The sequence below is a fragment of the Rhizobium sp. CECT 9324 genome (assembly GCF_918741265.1).
Taxonomy (GTDB): domain Bacteria; phylum Pseudomonadota; class Alphaproteobacteria; order Rhizobiales; family Rhizobiaceae; genus Allorhizobium.
Genome location: NZ_CAKKMZ010000001.1, coordinates 63818 through 83054, shown reverse-complemented (window position 1 = coordinate 83054; position 19237 = coordinate 63818). Strand labels below are relative to the sequence as shown.

Annotated in this window: 16 protein-coding genes; 7 read left to right on the top strand and 9 right to left on the bottom strand. The window is 60.7% G+C overall.

The window, feature by feature from the left end:
- The first annotated feature begins 102 nt into the window (after positions 1-102).
- Both fdhD and LQ231_RS00435 read left to right on the top strand, forming a co-directional pair.
- Entirely contained in the window at positions 103-873 is a 771-nt protein-coding gene (gene fdhD, locus LQ231_RS00440; protein ID WP_230173192.1) for a formate dehydrogenase accessory sulfurtransferase FdhD, read from the top strand.
- A complete protein-coding gene (locus LQ231_RS00435; RefSeq protein ID WP_113142629.1) occupies positions 863-1129 on the top strand; it encodes a formate dehydrogenase subunit delta in 267 nt (88 codons plus the stop codon). Before fdhD ends, LQ231_RS00435 begins: the two co-directional genes overlap by 11 nt.
- A gap of 103 nt (positions 1130-1232) precedes the next feature.
- Here LQ231_RS00435 and LQ231_RS00430 read toward each other — a convergent pair whose 3' ends face one another.
- The 3 genes from LQ231_RS00430 to rocF form a co-directional block, all read right to left on the bottom strand.
- Positions 1233-1712 (bottom strand): chemotaxis protein CheW, encoded by a 480-nt coding sequence (locus LQ231_RS00430; RefSeq protein ID WP_007601301.1) that lies wholly within the window; start codon positions 1710-1712, stop codon positions 1233-1235.
- A complete protein-coding gene (locus tag LQ231_RS00425) occupies positions 1712-3496 on the bottom strand; it encodes a methyl-accepting chemotaxis protein (protein WP_230169861.1) in 1785 nt (594 codons plus the stop codon). The genes LQ231_RS00430 and LQ231_RS00425 overlap by 1 nt, the downstream gene beginning before the upstream one ends.
- Positions 3497-3743: 247 nt before the next feature.
- Positions 3744-4679 (bottom strand): arginase, encoded by a 936-nt coding sequence (gene rocF, locus LQ231_RS00420; protein WP_230169860.1) that lies wholly within the window; start codon positions 4677-4679, stop codon positions 3744-3746.
- Between the two features lie 125 nt (positions 4680-4804).
- On the opposite strand from rocF, the gene LQ231_RS00415 reads away from it, so the two are divergent.
- Entirely contained in the window at positions 4805-5230 is a 426-nt protein-coding gene (locus LQ231_RS00415) for an Lrp/AsnC family transcriptional regulator (protein ID WP_113142626.1), read from the top strand.
- 4 nt (positions 5231-5234) lie between these two features.
- Here LQ231_RS00415 and LQ231_RS00410 read toward each other — a convergent pair whose 3' ends face one another.
- The 4 genes from LQ231_RS00410 to LQ231_RS27185 all read right to left on the bottom strand — a co-directional run bounded on the left by LQ231_RS00410 (position 5235) and on the right by LQ231_RS27185 (position 11896).
- Entirely contained in the window at positions 5235-9398 is a 4164-nt protein-coding gene (locus LQ231_RS00410) for a translocation/assembly module TamB domain-containing protein (RefSeq protein ID WP_230169859.1), read from the bottom strand.
- Between the two features lie 36 nt (positions 9399-9434).
- Complete coding sequence (locus LQ231_RS00405; protein WP_230173190.1) at positions 9435-11315, bottom strand: autotransporter assembly complex family protein; 1881 nt, start codon at positions 11313-11315, stop codon at positions 9435-9437.
- A gap of 192 nt (positions 11316-11507) precedes the next feature.
- Positions 11508-11771 (bottom strand): glycine zipper domain-containing protein, encoded by a 264-nt coding sequence (locus LQ231_RS00400; RefSeq protein WP_113142623.1) that lies wholly within the window; start codon positions 11769-11771, stop codon positions 11508-11510.
- A complete protein-coding gene (locus LQ231_RS27185; RefSeq protein WP_290371338.1) occupies positions 11768-11896 on the bottom strand; it encodes a hypothetical protein in 129 nt (42 codons plus the stop codon). Before LQ231_RS27185 ends, LQ231_RS00400 begins: the two co-directional genes overlap by 4 nt.
- A gap of 190 nt (positions 11897-12086) precedes the next feature.
- On the opposite strand from LQ231_RS27185, the gene LQ231_RS00395 reads away from it, so the two are divergent.
- The 4 genes from LQ231_RS00395 to hemA all read left to right on the top strand — a co-directional run bounded on the left by LQ231_RS00395 (position 12087) and on the right by hemA (position 17303).
- A complete protein-coding gene (locus LQ231_RS00395; RefSeq protein WP_113142622.1) occupies positions 12087-12575 on the top strand; it encodes a (2Fe-2S)-binding protein in 489 nt (162 codons plus the stop codon).
- Between the two features lie 110 nt (positions 12576-12685).
- Positions 12686-15052: a xanthine dehydrogenase family protein molybdopterin-binding subunit gene (locus LQ231_RS00390; protein ID WP_113142621.1), complete on the top strand. Its 2367-nt coding sequence runs from the start codon at positions 12686-12688 to the stop codon at positions 15050-15052.
- A gap of 13 nt (positions 15053-15065) precedes the next feature.
- Positions 15066-15866 (top strand): xanthine dehydrogenase family protein subunit M, encoded by an 801-nt coding sequence (locus LQ231_RS00385; protein ID WP_113142620.1) that lies wholly within the window; start codon positions 15066-15068, stop codon positions 15864-15866.
- A gap of 222 nt (positions 15867-16088) precedes the next feature.
- Positions 16089-17303, top strand: a complete 1215-nt coding sequence (hemA, locus tag LQ231_RS00380; protein WP_230169858.1) for a 5-aminolevulinate synthase — start codon at positions 16089-16091, stop codon at positions 17301-17303.
- A 75-nt stretch (positions 17304-17378) separates the two neighbouring features.
- Here hemA and LQ231_RS00375 read toward each other — a convergent pair whose 3' ends face one another.
- Complete coding sequence (locus LQ231_RS00375; RefSeq protein ID WP_230169857.1) at positions 17379-17795, bottom strand: hypothetical protein; 417 nt, start codon at positions 17793-17795, stop codon at positions 17379-17381.
- A 140-nt stretch (positions 17796-17935) separates the two neighbouring features.
- Complete coding sequence (gene dxr, locus LQ231_RS00370; protein WP_230169856.1) at positions 17936-19120, bottom strand: 1-deoxy-D-xylulose-5-phosphate reductoisomerase; 1185 nt, start codon at positions 19118-19120, stop codon at positions 17936-17938.
- Positions 19121-19237 lie beyond the last annotated feature (117 nt).

Here is a 19237-nt window from a genome sequence, read left to right as displayed (position 1 = left end):
ATGTGGCCGCTCGGATGAAAGCATCGGCGGGACGGGGCTGACAGCGTGACTGTGCGAAACGTGACCCTTGCCGTCCGCGAAATCCGCAGCCGCCAAGGCCTGATGACGGAAGCAAGCCGCCTTGTACCGGAAGAGGTGCCGATTGCCTTTTCCTATGGCGGCAGCACCCATGCGGTGATGATGGCAACGCCGGCGGACCTTGAGGATTTTGCCGTGGGGTTCTCGCTCGCCGAAGGCATCATCCGAGACGTACGCGAGATCGTCGAGATCGAGTCCGTCGAAGCTGGTGACGGCATTGATGTGCAAATCGTGTTGGCGGACCAGAACGCCGAGGCCTTGACCTCGCGACGCAGGCGCATGGCTGGTCCGGTCGGATGCGGGCTGTGCGGCATCGAGTCGATCGAACAGGCGACCCGTGACGTGCCGGCGATTGCAGGCAATGGCTTCGTTCTCCGGCCCGCGCAGATCGCCGAGGCGATGCGGGCTCTGGGCGAGGGGCAAAGGCTCAATCGGGAGACGCGTGCGGTGCATGCCGCCGGCTTCTATGTGCCGGGTCAGGGGGTCGTCGCGATCCGCGAGGATGTCGGCCGGCACAATGCGCTCGACAAGCTCACGGGTGCTGTCCTCATCGGCGGCTGGCTGCCGGCTGAAGGGGCGGTTGTGGTGACCAGCCGGCTCTCTGTCGAGATGGTTCAGAAGACGGCGGCACTTGGCAGTTCCATGCTGATCGCAATTTCAGCGCCAACGGCCCTGGCCATTCGTACTGCGGAAAAGGCGGGTATGACCTTGATCGGCATTGCCCGTGATGACGATTTCGAAATTTTTACCGGATCTGAAAAAGTGATCCAGGGAGTATTCCACGATGTCTCATAGCGGCACTGACGAAAAGCTCGTGCGGATGGCCAACCAAATCGCCACCTTCTTTCTGTCGCAACCGGCGGAGGTCCGGGTGGATGGCGTCGCCCTGCATATCAACAAATTCTGGGAGGTGCGCATGCGCCGGCGGTTCTTTGAAATGATCGACGCCCATGAAGAGGGGTTTCTGCCGCTCGTCGTGGAAGCTGCCGCGAAGATCCATCGTCCGGCCCCTGCTGTTGCGCACACTCCGGTGCAGATGCAGCCGTCCTGAGCCCTGCTGATGGCAGGCGTCAGGACGCTTGGCCAGACAAACTGAAACGCAAAAAGCGGCCATCGGCCGCTTTTCGTCATCTTGAACCGCAGAAGGCCTGCAATTAAGCGGCCAGATCTTCCAGGTCGCTGCCCTTGAACATCTTGGCGAGGTTCAGGAAGCAGATCATGCCGTTTTCATTGGCAATAATGCCTTCGGAGAATGTCTTGTCGAAGGATGCGGAGATTTCTGGCACCGGCTGAACCTGGCTGGACGGAATGGTCAAGATGTCCGAAACGCGGTCGACCAGCATGCCTATGACCATGTTGTGCACTTCTGCAACGACGATGGCCGAGCGCTCGTTGGCAACCGTCGACTTCATGCCCAGCTTGTAGGCAAGATCGATGATCGGGATCACCGAACCGCGCAGGTTCATCACGCCAATCACATCGGCCGGCGCATGTGGGATCGGCGTCGACGGAGCCCAGCCGCGAATTTCGCGGATCGTGGTCGTCTTGACGCAGAATTCCTGATCATGAAGCCGGAAAGCGATGATCTCGAGGGTTTCCCCGCTGAAACTTGTCGAACTGATCGTGGTTGCCATTAGAAATCTTCCCAACCTTCGTGTGCCTTAGCCGATGCACCTACGCCTGCGGCGCGAGCGACCTGAGCCATGAGTTTACGTGCCGGCGATGCAACAGGAGGGGCATCAGGACGCGCTTGGTGTATAATATGCGAAGAGTGTTGCCCAATTCTAAACTGCGCGACAAGACTGCGTAGTGTTGCCGCCTCACGGGCCAGACTGTGGCTGGCTGCGGTCGATTCTTCGACCATGGCGGCATTCTGCTGGGTGTTCTGGTCGAGCGCATTGACCGCACGGTTGATTTCCAGGAGCCCCGTCGACTGTTCCTTCGACGCCTCGACAATGGCGATGACATTGACGTTGATGTCCTGAACCTCGGATACGATCTGCTCGAGCGCCTTGCCTGTCTCGCCGACCAGATCGACGCCGTTCTTCACCTGGCCGGACGAGGTGGTAATCAGAGCCTTGATTTCTTTTGCCGCATTGGCCGAGCGCTGGGCGAGTTCGCGCACTTCCTGGGCGACGACGGCAAAACCCTTGCCTGCCTCGCCAGCACGCGCCGCTTCCACGCCGGCATTCAGGGCCAGAAGATTGGTCTGGAAGGCAATATCGTCGATGACCCCGATGATGTTCGAGATCTCGCGCGAGGAGTTTTCGATCTGGTCCATCGCGCCGATCGCCTTCTTGACGACGTCGCCGGATTTCTCCGCCGCGGCCTTGGTCCGGCCGACCATCTGTCCCGCCTCGATCGCGCGTTTGGAGCTGTTCGCGACGGTCTGGGTGATCTGCTCCAGCGCTGTTGCTGTCTCCTCGATCGCGGCCGCCTGCTGTTCTGTGCGCTTCGACAGATTGTCGGATGCCGTGCGGATCTCGGACGATCCGGACGCGATGGCTTCGGTATTGCCGTTGACCGTGCGGATCGCCTGATGCAGCTTTTCGATCGGCGCGTTGAAATCGACGCGGATCTTCTCGAGCGCCGGCATGAAGGGATTTTCGATGCGTGCCGTGAGGTCGCCATTGGCAAGAGCCGTCAGCCCATGGGCGAGTTCATCGACGGCACGGACGCGTTCGGTCACATCGGTTGCGAATTTCACGACTTTGAAGACGCGGCCATTGGCATCGAAGATCGGGTTGTAGGAGGCCTGGATCCAGACGACCTTGCCACCCTTGCCGATACGCTTGAATTCCTCGGCGATATACTGGCCGGATGCCAGTGTCTGCCAGAACCGGCGATAGTCATCGGTGCGCGTGTAGTCCGGCTCGCAGAATATTGCATGATGCTTGCCGACGATCTCGCTCAGGCTGTAGCCGAGCGTTCTCAGGAAGTTTTCGTTGGCGGTCAGGATGTCGCCGGTGGGGGTGAATTCGATTGTTGCCTGTACGCGGGAAATTGCTTCCAGTTTGCCGCCGTCTTCTGCAGACTTCTGTTTGCTGGCGGTGATGTCAGTGGCAAACTTGACGATCTTGTAGGGCTTGCCACCGCGCATGATCGGGTTGTACGAGGCCTGGATCCAGACATCCGAGCCGTCCTTGGCGATGCGCTTGTATTCGCGGCTTTCGAACTTGCCACGACCAAGGCTCGCCCAGAACTCGCGGTAGTCCGGGCTCGCCACATACGCTGGCTCGCAGAACATGCGGTGATGTTTACCCTTGATCTCAGTCAGGCTGTAACCCAGCGTGCGACAGAAGTTCTCATTGGCTGTGAGGATTGTGCCGTCGGGATTGAATTCAATCATTGCCTGGGAACGGCCCAGCGCAGCGAGGATGGATCTAGCATCCCCAGTATTCGTCATCAAAAATGCCATTTTCCCACTCCGGGTAGACCGCTGTTTAAATAAAATCGGCGGTTTCCTATCGAAACACCGCCGATTTCCAGGGGCCAATTATGGCTTTCAAGTCTTAAGAGACGTTCAAAGTTTGTTGTGCACAGCAAATGCCCTTTGATCATATGTCTGTCAAATTTGATGCTTTTTATGGCTGTATAGCCTGCTGCCATTACGGAACAACGTAAAAGCGATCATATTAGCTTACTTCGAAATTACTATTCCTGTTTTATCCGGCCCGTGTCGGACGATCCAGAATGCGCTTGCCGAACAGGCTCGCCGCGAGATCGACCATGACCCGGGCACTGCGTCCGCGGTCGTCCAGAAACGGATTCAGTTCCACCAGATCAAGGGAGGACACCAGATCGCTGTCGTGGAGAAGCTCCATGATCAGGTGGGCTTCGCGAAACGTCGCCCCGCCGGGCACGGTCGTACCAACGCCGGGCGCGATGCCGGGATCGAGAAAATCGACATCAAGGCTGACATGCAGCAGCGCATCCGCCTGACGAACGTCCTCCAGGATGCGCTTCAGGATGCCGGCCATGCCTTCCTCGTCGATCGCGCGCATGTCGAAGACATTGACCGCGTTTTCCGCAATCAGCCGACGCTCCTCGTCATCCACGGACCGTATGCCGACCTGGTAGACATGGCTTGGCTCGACCATCGGGCGGTTCGGATCGAGGATCGGGGCAAATTCGGCCTTGCCGCAAAAGAAGGCCACCGGCATGCCGTGCATGTTGCCGGATGGCGAGGTCGTCGGCAAATTGAAGTCGGAATGGGCATCGAGCCAGAGGACAAAGAGCGGGCGCCCAAGGTCGTGGGCGTGTCGCGCCATGCCGGAGACGCTGCCCATCGACAGGCTGTGGTCGCCACCGAGCAGCACCGGCACCGACCTCTTGGCCGCGGCCTCATAGGTTGCGGTCTCGATGGCGCGGGTAAAGGCGCCGACGATCGGCAGATGTTTCGCCGTGTCCATGTCCGGCAGATCGGACGCGGGCGTCGGGCGAAGGTCGCCGGCGTCAGTGACTACATAGCCGAGATCGACCAGGGTCGGCGCGATGCCGGCAATGCGAAGGGCCGCCGGTCCCATGGCGCAACCGCCGCGACCCGATCCTTCTTCGAGCGGAACACCGATCAGGGTAACATTTTTGGTTTGCGTGGCCATGGGTGATCCTTGCGAATGATTGAAACCCGATGATGCGCCATGTCTGTGTTGGCAAAAAGCTGGAACATCGTCATAAAGCACTATAGTTTGCGCATATCGCAACCATATGATGACGAAGTGTAACGATGGATGATCTCGACCGCGATATTCTGAGCGCCCTTCGGCAAAATGCCCGCATTCCAGTCGCTTCGCTGGCGGCAATGACCGGTGCATCGCGTGCGACAATCTCGGCCCGGATCGATCGCCTTGTCGCCAATGGTACGATCGCTGCCTTCACCATCCTGACCGGGCGGGAAATCCAGCCGACCGGGGTGCGGGCCATCATCATGATCGAAGTCGTCGGCAAGTTTGCCGATCGGGTGGCACAGCAACTGCGCGGTATTCCGCAGGTCAAGTCGCTGCACAGCACCAATGGCCGCTGGGACTTCATCGCCGAACTTGAAGATCGCGATCTCGCCGGCTTCGACGAGACCCTGCGCCGCATCCGTCTCGTCGAGGGGATCAACAGCACCGAATCGAGCATATTGTTGAAGACCAGCAAGGTCGGCTGAGCGATCAATATTCCTTTTCGTAGTAGATGCCGCCGCCGGCACCCGAGCCGCCCGCTTCGCCCTTCAATTTCACGCCGCGGCCGATATCGAGATTGATCACCGCCTTGCCACCGCCACTGCCGCTTTGCTGCAGTTCGATATAGGTGCGGTCGTTCAGGTATTTGCCGGCACTGATGCTGGTCTGGCCGGTCGAATCGGTCGAGATGTCGAGATCGTCGACGCCGAGCGTCGAGCGCAGCGCCTGAAACAGCGAGGTCGAACTGCCGCCTGCGAGCTGAGCGGCTGCATCGGCCAGTTGCGCGATCTGCAGCGCCGAAAGCCGTGACATCGACTGACCAAAGATCAGCTGGGCGAGGATTTCGTCCTGCGGCAGGGTTGGCGACGAACTGAAGGTGACCTCCGGATCGCTGGCAAATCCGTAGAGCTTGATCGTGACGGTCGAACTGCCCGAGGTGGTGGTGGCTTCCAGGTCGATGATCGGCACGAGGTCGCCGCCGAAGGTGATCTCGGCCTGGGTAATGTCCAGGCGTTTCGTCAGGATCTGCATGCGTCCGCGGCGCAGCTCGAAACCACCGGAGACATTGGGTGCGGAGGCAGAGCCGGTCAGCGTCAGAGTTCCACCCAGCTCGGCGTCAATGCCGCGGCCGCGCACGAAGGTCTGGGAGGGGGAGGATATGCGCAGATCGAGCAGGATCGAGGAGCTGGAGCTTCTTCCTGTGGCCGGCGTGATGGTGCGTAATTGCTGGGTGACTGCCTTCGGGGCATTGCGATGCTGGATGTCGAGTTGTGAAAGGCTCGTCGGACGACGCTCCGACAAGGTAATCGAGGTACGCGACAGATCGACCGTGCCGGCCAGAGTCGGGCCGGCGAGGAGCGGACCGCGCAGCGTCAGTCGTGCATCGGCGGTAGCCGTCACCGTATTGCCATCGACATAGACGGCTTGGTCGACATTGATGGCAAGGTCGGCCGGCATGCCCTGGCCGAGTATGTCGATCGAACCGTTGGCCGAGACGCGACCGCCCGAGGCAAAGTTGCCGGTCAGGCTGGCGATCTGGGCGCGGTTGTCACGCAGGTTGATGGTCGCAGCGATCTGTTCGATCGCAAGGTTGCGCCGCACGTCGACGATCCGGGCGCCGCTGGCAGTGATCGAACCGGCAATAGCGGGTGCCGATGCGGTTCCCTGGATTGTCACGTTCACATTCGCATTGCCTTGCGCCACCAGTCCCTGTCGACCAAGGATCGTGTTGGCGGCCGCCAGCGGCAGGCTGCCCTCAAAGCGCATGTCGAGCCCCATGCCGGAAACATTGAGCTTGCCGCCGCCGCTGAGGCCGATGCCGCCGCCGCCGGAAAGCCGGGTGTCGAGCGAAAGCGTCTGGTTCTGGAAGCGGCCATTGGCAGCGATGTCCAGCGGAACCAGTCCGGCTGCCCGTGTCTGGGCCAGCTCCGCATTGCGCCAGTCGAGCTGGTAGGTGACATCGGGCGCCGATGACGTGCCTTTCGCTTCGACCAGTCCGGAAATGGTGCCGGCGGGGGAAAGAGCCGGGGCAAAGGCTGCGGCAAGAGACGCTGGGAGGGATGCAATATCGGCCCTGATATCCAGCGTCGCGCCAGCACTGCCGGTGACCGTCACAGTGCCGGTCCCGGCGTTGATCACGGTCTTGCGGATCTGCACTGTGCCATCAACCACGGCAAGCTTGGTCGGCGCCGCCAATGCCAGTGCTATACCGCGGGGTCTGGCGGAGAAGCGATCCAGCGCGATTGCCAGCCCCTGCGACTGCTGTTCGATGCTGCCGGCCGCTTCGAGCGGTGCCGCATCATATTGCGCCTTGGCATTAAAATCCGTGCGGCTTCCGGCTCGGGAAAATGTGACTTCAGGGGTGCCGAGGCGGTTGGCTCCGCTGGCAACTACGGCTGCCCTCACGGAGCCCTCGACCGAAAGTGCCGCCAGATCGCCGATAGCCAGCTGAATGTTGGGGCTTTCGATGCGCAGATTGTCGCGGCTCAGCGCCTTGCCCGATGCGTCGATCTTGGCTGCAATGCGATCGTTCGCAGAAGTAATTGCAATCTTGCCCGCGAGGTCGCCGCTTACGTTTTGGCCACCCAGAGCCGCAAGCAGCGAAAGCTGCGGAAAATCGAAGGTCAGGTCACCCGTCGGCTGGAACGCCGCATCCAGCGCCAGGGCACCCGAGAGGCGGTTGGTGCCGACATTGAGCGTCAGAGCCGGGATTTTGGTTTCACCATTCTCCGAAACCACGTCGGCAGATCCATCGACCGCTTGGCCATCGATCTGTCCGGTCAGCCGCACTTGTCCGCGCGGCGTTTGTCGATCGGCGAGCCCTTCGATTTGCAGCGAAAGGTCGCGCAACTCGTATCCTGCCGCTTTTCCCTGCTCGACAACGATATTCACATTGCCTTCGATTGCATCCGGCGGGCCTGAGGCCGAAATGTCGAATGCGGCGCCACCGCTGATCCGCGGCTGGAAGGCTGCGATATCGTTCAATCGACCGATGAGGTCGGCCGCAACGATGCCATCGGGCGCAAGCGAGACGGCGCCCTCAGCCGAGCCGAGGTCGGTCTGCAGTTGAAGATCGCGCAGGCTGACAGCCTTTGGTGCTGCAAAATCGATCCGGGTCGAAATCGCCACCGGTTTTGTGAGTTTTTCGGCCAGCGCCGGTGGCAGGAGGTCGGGCAGCACGAAGGCCTTCAGCGCACCGGCAAAGGTCTGTGCCGAGAGCACATAGCGACCGGTCAATTCCCCACCGATGCCGGCGCTCTCAAGCGTCAGCCTGTCGGTTGCGATGGCATCCTGTTCGATCGTCAGAGGGGCGGCAATCTTCAGGGGCGCGCGAACATAGTTTTCAAGCTGGGGGTCGGTGAACGCGGCTGCCCGCACGGCAAGCTGCAGATCGACAGGCCCCTGGCGATTGGCGATATCGAAACCCGCACTTTCGGCTGTCAGGTCGATGCCTGACAGGGTGCCCTGCGGGGCCGACAGGGTGGACAGGTCGACGGCTGCCTTCAGGGCTGCTGCCTCAGCATTGCCGCTCAGCGTCAGATTGGCGCTCCGCACGGCCACGCCATAGATTGCCTTGTCCTGCTGCCACTGCAGCCTGACCGGCTCGGCAACCGCCTGCGCCAAAAGGGTGAGATCATTCACTCCCTTGGGATCGTAACGGCCCGATGCCGAGACCCGCGCAGCCTGCGTGGAAAGTTCCCCCTTGCTGATCTCAATCCCGCCATCGGGCGCGATGCGGGCCGCAAGATCGATGGCCGTTTCGCCGGCAAACAGGTCGCGCAATTGCGGCGGCATCAGGCTGGCAAAGTTGCCGCCGCCGATGAGCGTGACATTGCGCGTTTCGTCGGCTGCAAGCTGATGCGTTGCATCGACGGAAATGGTCTGCTTGCCATCCAGGGCGGCGGTGATCTTGCCGGCCCAGTTGCTGATGGCTCCATCGCCATCGACCCTCAGATCCAGCGCCGACTGATCCGGCAATTGCAGCATGTTTCCGGCAACGCCGCCCTTCGGTTCGGCATAGTCCAGCTTCAGGCGCAGCCGGTCGTCGTTCGGCGCGAAGAGCACATCGGCGACCAGATTTGCCGAGGGGTCGCCGAGCAAGGTGGCCGATAGCTGGCTGGTGATGTCGCTGCCGATGATCTGGGCCGCACCTTTTGCCGCGATTTCGACGTCACGGCGCGCCAATGCCGCACCCACCTTGATCGACGGCAGGTCTACGGCCGCGATGTCGATCGCGACGGGTAGCGAGAAAGGTTCGTCCGACACGGGTTCGGGTATAGCGCTCGGCTCCGGCGCACGGTCGATCTCAATCGAGCGGGCCGCCAGCCTTTCAGCGGTGAAACGCCGTGACAGAAGATCGAGAGGGGTCCAGTCAAGCGCCAGGTCGTCGATGGTCGTGTAGGTGCCTTTCGCATCGGCGACCGTGATCCGCTCGATGGTCAGGGTCTCGCTGAGCAAGGCGCTGGGCGCGGTGATGGTGATCTGCTGATTGTCTTTCGAGATCAGGGCCGCGATCTGGTTTGCGAGGAACTGGCTGCCGCTGGCCGACAGGCCGCCGACCACGACGACGAGGATTGTCAGCGTCACAAGGGTCGCGACAAGCCCGGCGAAAAGCCGGATCGTCCATCTGAGGATGCGTTTCAGCCAGATCATTGTCTTATGGTCCTTGTTCTGCCGAATTTGCGCAGATCAGAAGCTCTGACCGATGCCGGCATAAATGCCATAACTGCTGCCGTCGTCATATCGTTGCAACGGAACAGCAACATCGAGCCTGAGCGGCCCGAAAGGTGTCATGTAGCGCAGTCCAACGCCTGCGCCCATGCGAATATCGGAGAAATCCGGCACATTGTCGGCCGAAACGGTGCCCACATCAAGAAAGGGCACGATGCCGATCGTTTCGGTCACCTGCATCCGGACCTCGAAGGAGCCGGTGGCATAGGATCGGCCGCCCGTTGCGTCGCCTGCATCATTGTAGGGTGAGATCGCCTGGTAGGCATAGCCGCGCACCGAACCGCCGCCGCCGACAAAGAAGCGTCGGGTGGCCGGAATCGCCGCCAGATCACCGCCGCCAAACAGGCTGCCGGCAGAGAGTTTGCCGGCCAGGACGATGCGGTCTTCAGCGCCGAGGCCAAGGTAGCCGGAAGCCGAGCCCTCGACCGAGGCGAAGACAGTGCTGCCGTTGATCTCGTAGCTCGGGGTCGTCGATAGGGACGCCAGATAGCCCTCGGTCGGATTGAGCTTGTTGTCACGGCTGTCGCGGGTATAGCCGAGCGGAACGCCGAAGGTCAGGTATTCGTTCTCGCCGAAGGCATCCTCGATGCTGTCATAGGTCAGCGATACGCCGCCGGTGACCGTGTCGATATCGCTCAGTTCATAGGCCAGCGCGACTTTTCCGGCGATCGTTGCGGCATCATAGTGCTCGCTGTCCAGCGCGCTAGCCTTGATGCTCGCCTCTAGCGTTGCCGAGGGGAAAAACGCGCCGGGCTTGATGAAGGTCAGGCCCGCCTCATAGTCGAGATCGGACAGGTTGGTGACATCGCTGGCTTCGCCAAGGCCGCGCACAGCGCCTTCCAGCCGCAATGATTCGGCGTTGCCGAACAGGTTGCGATGGCCCCAGTAACCCTCCAGCCCGCCACCGTCGATCGACGAATAGCTGGCGCCAAAGCCGAAATAGCGGTGTTTGCCTTCCGAGACGGTGATGCCCAGCGGCCAGGAGCCGTCGGCTGCAAGCGCTTCCGGCTCGTCGATGGTCACGGACGAGAATACCCCAAGCGTGCGCAGGCGTTCGCCAGCCTTGCGCAATTGTTCAGGCGAATACGGCTGGCCCGGCCGAAGTCGTGAATAGCGCTCGATGAATTCGGCATTGACCTGGCGTGCGCCCTTGACGGTCACATCGCCGAGCGGGGCGATCGGACCGGCCTCGACGGCGATCGTCACATCGACGGTATTGGTGTCATGGTCGGCGACGACCTCGCGCCTTGTGAGTTCAGCCAGCGGCCGGCCTTCCGCCTTCAAGGTGTCGGCGATCTGCGCTGCAGCTTTGAGAATTGTCAGCGAGCCTGCGGCACCGCCGGGTGCGAGTTCGAATTCCGCCGGATCGAGACGCGCGGCGTCCCCCGCCAGGGTGACCTCGCCCAGCGTGAAGACGGGACCCGTCTCCACGGTGATCGCGACCGGGATTGGTCTCGACCTATCGAAAGTCGGATTTGGCGGCAGGCTGTCGATGTTGCGTCCGTCGACCAAGACGGTGACCACCGCGCCATAACGGGCGTTCTCGTAGAGGGTTGCCAGCAGGCGATCGCGATCGTCTTTCGCCTTGATCACCAGTCCGAGATCGCCGGAGACAGGTTCGTCCTCGCCTGCGAGCAGAAGCGAGGTTCGTCGCAGGGATTTGGAAAGAGCCCTGTCGGCGTCGCCGGTCGTCAGTGCAATGGAGTAGTTGACCGGGTCGATCACATCGTTGGGTTTGTCGTCTTCGCCAAACAGACGAATCCCGAAAAGCTCGAAGGCTGCTGCTTTTGAAGCAAAAACAGGCCCGAGCAACAAGGGGCTCACGGTCAACAGAGCCATACCGAGCCGGAACGCGACACTCATTTTCGGCAACACAAATCCACTCGGCATACGCACATTTTCGCTTATCGCGACCTGGCTGGTCCACCCCCACCAAGGGGCAACTTAGGAGAAAATGCTAAAAAAGGCATACTCTTTTCTTAAAATTCTATAAAAAAGGGACGCGCTCATCGCGCGTCCCCGTCATGTGGGTCAGTAGCCGCGCGGGCAGTTGTCGATGTAGCGGCGGCCGTAACGGTCGCGGTAGTAGCACTGGCCCGGCTGGTCCGAAACGTTGCCGATGATGGCGCCGGATACGCCGCCGATGGCGGCACCGACTGCTGCACCACGCACGTCGCCGGTGATCGCGCCGCCGATGATCGCGCCGCCGACAGCGCCGATGCCGGCGCCCTTTTCGGTCTGGGTGCAGCCAGCGACCGACAGGCCGACCAGTACAAGCATGAGAGCTTTTTTCATTTTGTTTTCTCCACTGTTACGCATCCGGTCCAGCCGGTTTTGATCGAGAACATCCATCCGCATTCAGGCTTTTCTAATATGGCGGCGGCAAGCGGCAGAATAGCGGTCAATTCGCGAAAGTCCATGCGCCACGCCTACCGGCGCCTGGGCAAATTTCAGTCTATTAGGCAAATAAGCGGCACGCCTGAGAAACAAGGCTTCAATGCTGCGTTGCGGCATATATTTATTTCAATTCGGCTCATCCGGACTGTTGATCGGGCTTAAGAAAAGACACACGATGCCTTTGTGTCAGGGAGAGACACGAGGAGGAACAACATGGCAAAAGTGACGCTGACGGTGAATGGCCGGACGGTGAGTGGCGAATGCGAGGACCGCACGCTGCTTGTGCATTTTATTCGCGAGACACTGGGATTGACCGGCACGCATGTCGGTTGCGACACGACACAATGCGGAACCTGCGTTGTGCATATGGACGGCAAGTCGATCAAGAGCTGTTCGATCCTGGCCGTACAGGCCGCCGGATCGAGCATCACGACGATCGAGGGCGTGGCGGTCAATGGCGAGATGCATCCGGTCCAGGCGGCCTTCAAGGAACATCACGGCCTGCAATGTGGCTTCTGCACGCCAGGCATGGTGATGACCGCGATCGACATCATCGGTCGTCACAACGGAACGCTCGACGAGGCCACCGTGCGCCATGAGCTCGAGGGCAATATCTGTCGGTGCACGGGCTACCACAACATCGTGAAGGCGGTCCTGTCTGCCAATGCGGAGATGCACGCAGGCCGTCAGGCCGCCGAGTGACGAAAAGGCGGTAGCCTTCGGGAATGGTATAGGCGCTTGTCGCCTCGACACGACCCCTGCCTGCCGCCACTGCCTGACTGCCTTTATCCTGATCTCTGGAGGAGATGAAAATGGGTGTTGAAGGAATTGGCGCGCGTGTGGCGCGCAAGGAAGACAAGCGCTTCCTGACCGGCAAGGGCCGGTATACGGACGACATGGTCGTGCCCGGAATGAAATATGCCTACTTTGTCCGTTCGCCTTATGCGCATGCCCGCATCACGGGCATCGATGCCTCGGCCGCAAAAGCCATGCCGGGCGTGATCGATGTGCTCGACGGAAAGCAGCTGCTGGCGGATGGCATCGGCAATCTGATCTGCGGCTGGATGATCCATTCGAAAGACGGCTCGCCGATGAAAATGGGCGGCTGGCGGCCTTTGGCGCATGATACCGTGCGCTATGTCGGCGATGCCGTTGCAATCGTCGTTGCCGACAGTTTCGGCGAGGCGCGGGATGCGGCCGAAGTCGTGTCCGTGTCCTACGACGAGCTTCCGGTGGTCACCATCGCCGTCGATGCCCTCAAGCCCGGTGCGCCCGAACTGCATCCCGAAGCACCCGGCAACCTGATCTTCGACTGGGAGATCGGCGACAGTGCGGCCGCCGATGCGGCGATCGCACAGGCGGCGCATGTCACCGAGATCGAGATCTTCAACAACCGGCTGTCACCCAATCCGATGGAACCGCGCGCGACGCTCGGCATCTATGACGGTTCGGAAGACCACTACACCTGCTACACGACATCGCAGAACCCGCATGTGGCGCGTCTGGTGATGAGCGCTTTCTACAATGTCGCGCCGGAAAACAAGCTGCGGGTGATCGCGCCCGACGTCGGCGGCGGCTTCGGCTCGAAGATCTACATTTATCCGGAAGAGATCGTCTGTCTCTGGGCATCGAAGAAGACCGGGGTTCCGGTCAAGTGGACATCGGATCGCACCGAAGCCTTCCTCACAGATGCGCATGGCCGCGACCATGTCTCCAAGGTCAAGATGGCCTTCGACAAGGATCACAAGATCATCGGCCTGAAAGTCGACACAGTTGCCAATCTCGGCGCCTATATGTCGCTGTTTTCGTCCGCCGTGCCGACCTATCTCTATGCGACGCTGCTGTCCGGCCAGTATGATATTGCCGCGATCCACTGCAATGTGCGCACCGTTTATACCAATACGGTTCCGGTCGATGCCTATCGCGGTGCCGGGCGACCGGAAGCGACCTATCTTCTGGAGCGGACCGTCGAGACGGCGGCGCGTGAGCTCGGCATTTCGCCGGTCGAATTGCGCCGGAAGAACTTCATCCGCTCCTTCCCGCATCAGACACCGGTGATCATGAACTATGACGCCGGCGACTACGATGCGTCGCTGGAGGCGGCCTTGCAGGCATCCGACTGGAACGGCTTTTCCGCCCGCAAGGCAGAGGCTGCCCGACGCGGCATGCTGCGTGGCATCGGCATGAGCTGCTATATCGAGGCCTGCGGCATTGCGCCATCGGCCGCGGTCGGTTCTCTGGGTGCTGGCGTCGGTCTGTGGGAATCGGCCGAGGTCCGGGTCAATGCGGTTGGCACCGTCGAAGTGCTGACCGGTTCGCACAGCCATGGCCAGGGTCACGAGACAACCTTCGCCCAGCTTGTCTCGGAACGCCTCGGTGTACCGCTCGACAATATCTCCATCGTGCATGGCGATACCGACAAGGTGCAGATGGGCATGGGAACCTATGGCTCGCGCTCCGGTGCCGTCGGCATGTCGGCGATCGTCAAGGCGCTCGACAAGGTCGAGGCCAAGGCAAAAAAGATCGCGGCGCATCTGATGGAGGCGGACGAAAGCGATATCGTCATCGGCAATGGCGAGATGAAGGTCGCCGGCACCGACAAGAGCGTGCCCTGGTTCCAGGTGACGCTGGCCGCCTATACCGGGCACAACCTGCCGTCGGGCATGGAGCCGGGCCTGAAGGAAGGCGCGTTTTACGACCCGTCCAACTTCACCTTCCCGGCCGGCTGCTACATTGCCGAGGTGGAAGTCGATCCGGAAACCGGCAAGACCGAGATCGTCCAGTTCGTCGCTGCCGACGACTTCGGCAATATCATCAACCCGATGATCGTCGAAGGGCAGGTGCATGGCGGCATTGCGCAAGGCATCGGCCAGGCGCTGCTGGAAGGCGTGCATTACGATCCGGCGAACGGCCAGCTTCTGACCGCCAGCTACATGGATTATGCCATGCCACGCGCCGACGACCTGCCGTCGTTCAGCGTCTCGCACCAGAACACGCCATGTCCGGGCAATCCGCTCGGCATCAAGGGTTGCGGGGAGGCCGGTGCCATCGGTTCGCCGCCGGCGCTGATCAATGCGATCACCGATGCGATCGGCAACAACATGCTCAACATGCCGGCAACGCCACTCGCCGTCTGGTCCGCGCTCCAGGCGCGCCAGATCCGGCAAGCGGCCGAATAAGGGAGGAATAACCATGCATCTCTATTCCACCAGCTATCACCGCGCCTCTTCGCTTGAGGACGCCGGCAAGCTGCTTTCCGGTGCCGCGGACGGCAAATTTATCGCCGGAGGGCAGACCCTGATCGCCACCTTGAAGCAACGCCTGGCGCAGCCGTCTGATCTGGTCGACCTGCGCCATATCGCAGCCTTGAAGGGTATCACCGTCGATGGTCGCACGGTGACGATCGGTGCCGGCGTGACCCATGCGGAGGTCGCCGCCTCGGCCTCGATCCGCTCTGTCTGCCCTGCCGTTTCGCATCTCGCATCGCTGATCGGCGATCCGCATGTGCGCCACATGGGCACGATCGGCGGTTCGATTGCCAATGACGACCCGGCTGCCGATTATCCGGCGGCCGTGCTCGGGCTCGGCGCCACGGTTGTCACCAACCGGCGCGAGATCGCGGCCGACGATTTCTTCGTCAGCCTGTTCGAGACCGCGCTCCGCGACGACGAGATCGTCACCGCCGTGCGCTTCCAGGCGCCGGAAAAAGCCGGCTATGCGAAGTTCGCCAACCCGGCTTCACGGTTTGCCATGACCGGCGTGTTCGTCACGAAAGGCGAAGGCGGTGTACGCGTTGCGGTCACCGGTGCCGGTTCGTCGGGGGTCTTTCGCCATGCCGGTCTTGAGCAGGCGCTTACGGCCGATTGGTCGCCGCAGGCCGTGTCCGGTGTGCAGATTGATTCGGCCGACCTGATGTCGGACCTGCATTGCACCGCGGAATACCGGGCCAATCTCGTTCGTGTCATGGCAAAACGCGCCGTTCAGGCCGCGTAATTGCCGGTCTCGGGGCAAAAAACTGGAAAAGGGCGGCCGAAGCCGTCCTTTTCTGTTGCAGCTTGACGCAGATCAAGTTTCGCTGAGGGTGATCCTTTAGGATTTATATGCGATAAGACTAAAACTCGCGCCATTTGTCGCAGTTTAGAATGAATTTACAAAACGGGGTTGACCGCAACGCCGGAGACTTTCAAAAGAGAGTCAAAAAGCTGGAGTTTAGGCATGGATTTCGAGGCGTTTTTCAAGAACGAGCTTGAAGGGCTTCACGAGGAAGGGCGCTACCGTGTCTTTGCTGATCTAGAACGTCAGCAGGGCAATTTTCCGCGCGCCACCCGCTACACCGAAAAAGGCACCCAGGACGTTACCGTCTGGTGTTCGAACGATTATCTCGGCATGGGCCAGAATCCCAAGGTGATCGAGGCCATGAAGGGCGCGATCGATCACTGTGGCGCGGGTGCTGGAGGCACCCGGAATATCTCTGGCACCAATCACTACCACGTTCTGCTCGAGCGCGAGCTTGCCGACCTGCACGGCAAGGAATCGGCGCTGATCTTTACCTCCGGCTATGTCTCGAACTGGGCGGCGCTCGGTACGCTCGGCGCCAAGATCCCCGGCCTGATCATTTTCTCGGATGCGCTCAATCACGCATCGATGATCGAAGGCATCCGCCATGCAAAGTGCGAACGCGTCATCTGGAAGCACAACGACGTCAAGGATCTGGAAGCCAAGCTCGCTGCCGCCGATCCGCGCGCGCCGAAGATGATCGCATTTGAATCCGTCTATTCGATGGATGGCGACATCGCCCCGATCAAGGAAATCTGCGATCTCGCCGACAAGTATGGCGCGATGACCTATCTCGACGAAGTGCATGCGGTCGGCATGTACGGCGCTCATGGCGGCGGCATTGCCGAACGCGAAGGCCTGATGCACCGCCTGACGGTCATCGAAGGCACGCTCGGCAAGGCCTTCGGCGTGATGGGCGGCTACATTGCCGCGTCCAGTGCCCTGTGCGATTTCGTCCGTTCGTTTGCCTCGGGTTTCATCTTCACCACCGCCCTGCCGCCATCGCTGGCAGCCGGTGCGGTTGCCTCGATCCGTCACCTGAAGACCAGCCAGATCGAGCGCTTCGCCCATCAGGAGCGCGTGCGCCGGCTGCGCAACATGCTGGATGCCGCCGGCATTCCGCACCTGCACAATCCAAGCCATATCGTGCCGGTCATCGTCGGCGATGCCGCCAAGTGCAAGTGGATCTCCGATCTGCTGCTCGACAATTGCGGCATCTATGTCCAGCCGATCAACTATCCGACCGTGCCGAAGAAGACCGAGCGCCTGCGCATCACGCCGACGCCTCTGCATTCGGACGAGGATCTCGAACATCTGGTGCATTCGCTGCACCAGCTCTGGTCGCGCTGCGCACTCGCCCGCGCGGTCGCTTGATCGCAGCGTAGGGAAAACATGATTTTTCAACGGGCCGCGGAAATGCGGCCCGTTTTGCATTTTCGAAACGCCTTGCTACGGGTTTATGGCAGTACATTTTCCGCCCGTCACCGACGGAGTGTTATCGCCGCTTTGGTCTTCATCTATGTATCCGAGAGTATATACTTCGACGTACCGCAATTTATCGAAGCTCAATATCAATCCGTACCCCAGTCCTCCACACGTCATTTGGCTCGCAAATGAGCCATCCGGGAGCTTCAATCTTTCGCAGCGATGAGTGGGGTACTGTTGACCTACCTTCTTGATCTCGTAGGATTTTTTGTCCGAACTTGTAACGACAAATTGGGGCCCGCCAGTTTTAAACACGACGCCCTTCCAAGTGCCCTCCACAAATTTCAGGCCACCTGCTGCTTCTTCAACACAAAGAAGTGTGTCGGCGAGCGCGTTGTTTCCCAAAATCAAATAAAGTGCCGATGCAATCAATAGCTTCACAATAGCCTCCAAAATCCACTGCTAGGCTGACCTCAATGTATTCAATTTCACTCGTCAAATCAAAGTTTCGGAGACTGTCGCTGTCCGTAGGAAATCTTGAAGATGCCTCATTGTTGCTTAATTCACGGTTGCGTTAATTTTTAAAGCGAGCGTCGCGCAATTACATCTGCCGCCTGCCTGCGCGCCTCGCGGTCGGCGGCAAACACATCTGCGATGGTCGATGCCTGACTGACACCCACCATGTCATCCATCACCCGTTCGACGATATCGGCCATGGCGAGGAAGCCGATGCGTTCCTCGACGAAGGCGTCGAAGGCGGTTTCTTCTGCAGCGTTGAGGATCGCGCCCTGGAGGCCGCCGCGCTCCAGCGCGGTGCGGGCAAGGCGGATCGCCGGAAAACGGGTTTCGTCCGGTGCCTCGAAATCGAGGCGGGCGATCTTGGCGAAATCCAGCCGGTCGACGTTGAGGCTGCAGCGTTTCGGATAGGTCAGCGCATAGCCGATCGCCGTGCGCATGTCCGGCACGCCGAGCTGGGCGATCACCGAGCCATCGGCATATCCGACCATCGAATGCACGATCGACTGCGGATGCACGATGACCTCAATCTGGTCGGGGCGCACATCGAAGAGATATTTCGCCTCGATCATTTCCAGCGCCTTGTTGAACATCGAGGCGCTGCCGACGGAGATCTTCAGGCCCATCGACCAGTTCGGATGGCTGCGGGCGGTCTGGACGGTGACATTGGCCATCTGCTCGCGTGTGTGTGTGCGGAAGGGGCCGCCGGATGCCGTCAGCACGACGCGTTCCAGCACATGGCGCTGGTCGTTGTCGAGGCATTGGAAAATCGCCGAATGTTCGCTGTCGACGGGGATCAGCCGGCCGCCAGCCTGACGCACGGCGTCGATGAACAGCGCGCCGGCCGAAACCAGGCATTCCTTGTTGGCAAGGGCGATATCGGCGCCGCGGGCGGCTGCGCGCAGCGTCGGGGCAAGGCCGGCCGTGCCGACAATCGCGGCCATGACCCAACCGGCATCCATGTCTGCTGCTTCATCCAGGCCCGCGCTTCCGGCCGCCACATCGACGCCAGACCCGGCAAGCGCCGATTTCAGCGCGATATACTGGCTTTCGTCGGCTGTCACCGCCAGCTTTGCCCCGGTGCGGCGGGCCTGTTCCGCCAGGAGTTCGATATTGCCGTTACCGGTAACGGCCATGATCTCATAGCGTTCGCGACCACCCAATTGCTCGATCACGTCGAGTGTATTGACGCCGATCGAACCGGTGGAACCGAGAACGGTGATGCGGCGATGCCGGTCGCTGTCGATCATGCTGCTTATGTCCGAATTGCTTCATTCAGAGATGGCTCTACAAGGGAACGCAGGGACCAGCAAGGCCCGGGCCGTCCAACGGTCGCGTGATCCAGGGCTGGCACCGAGACAGGATGC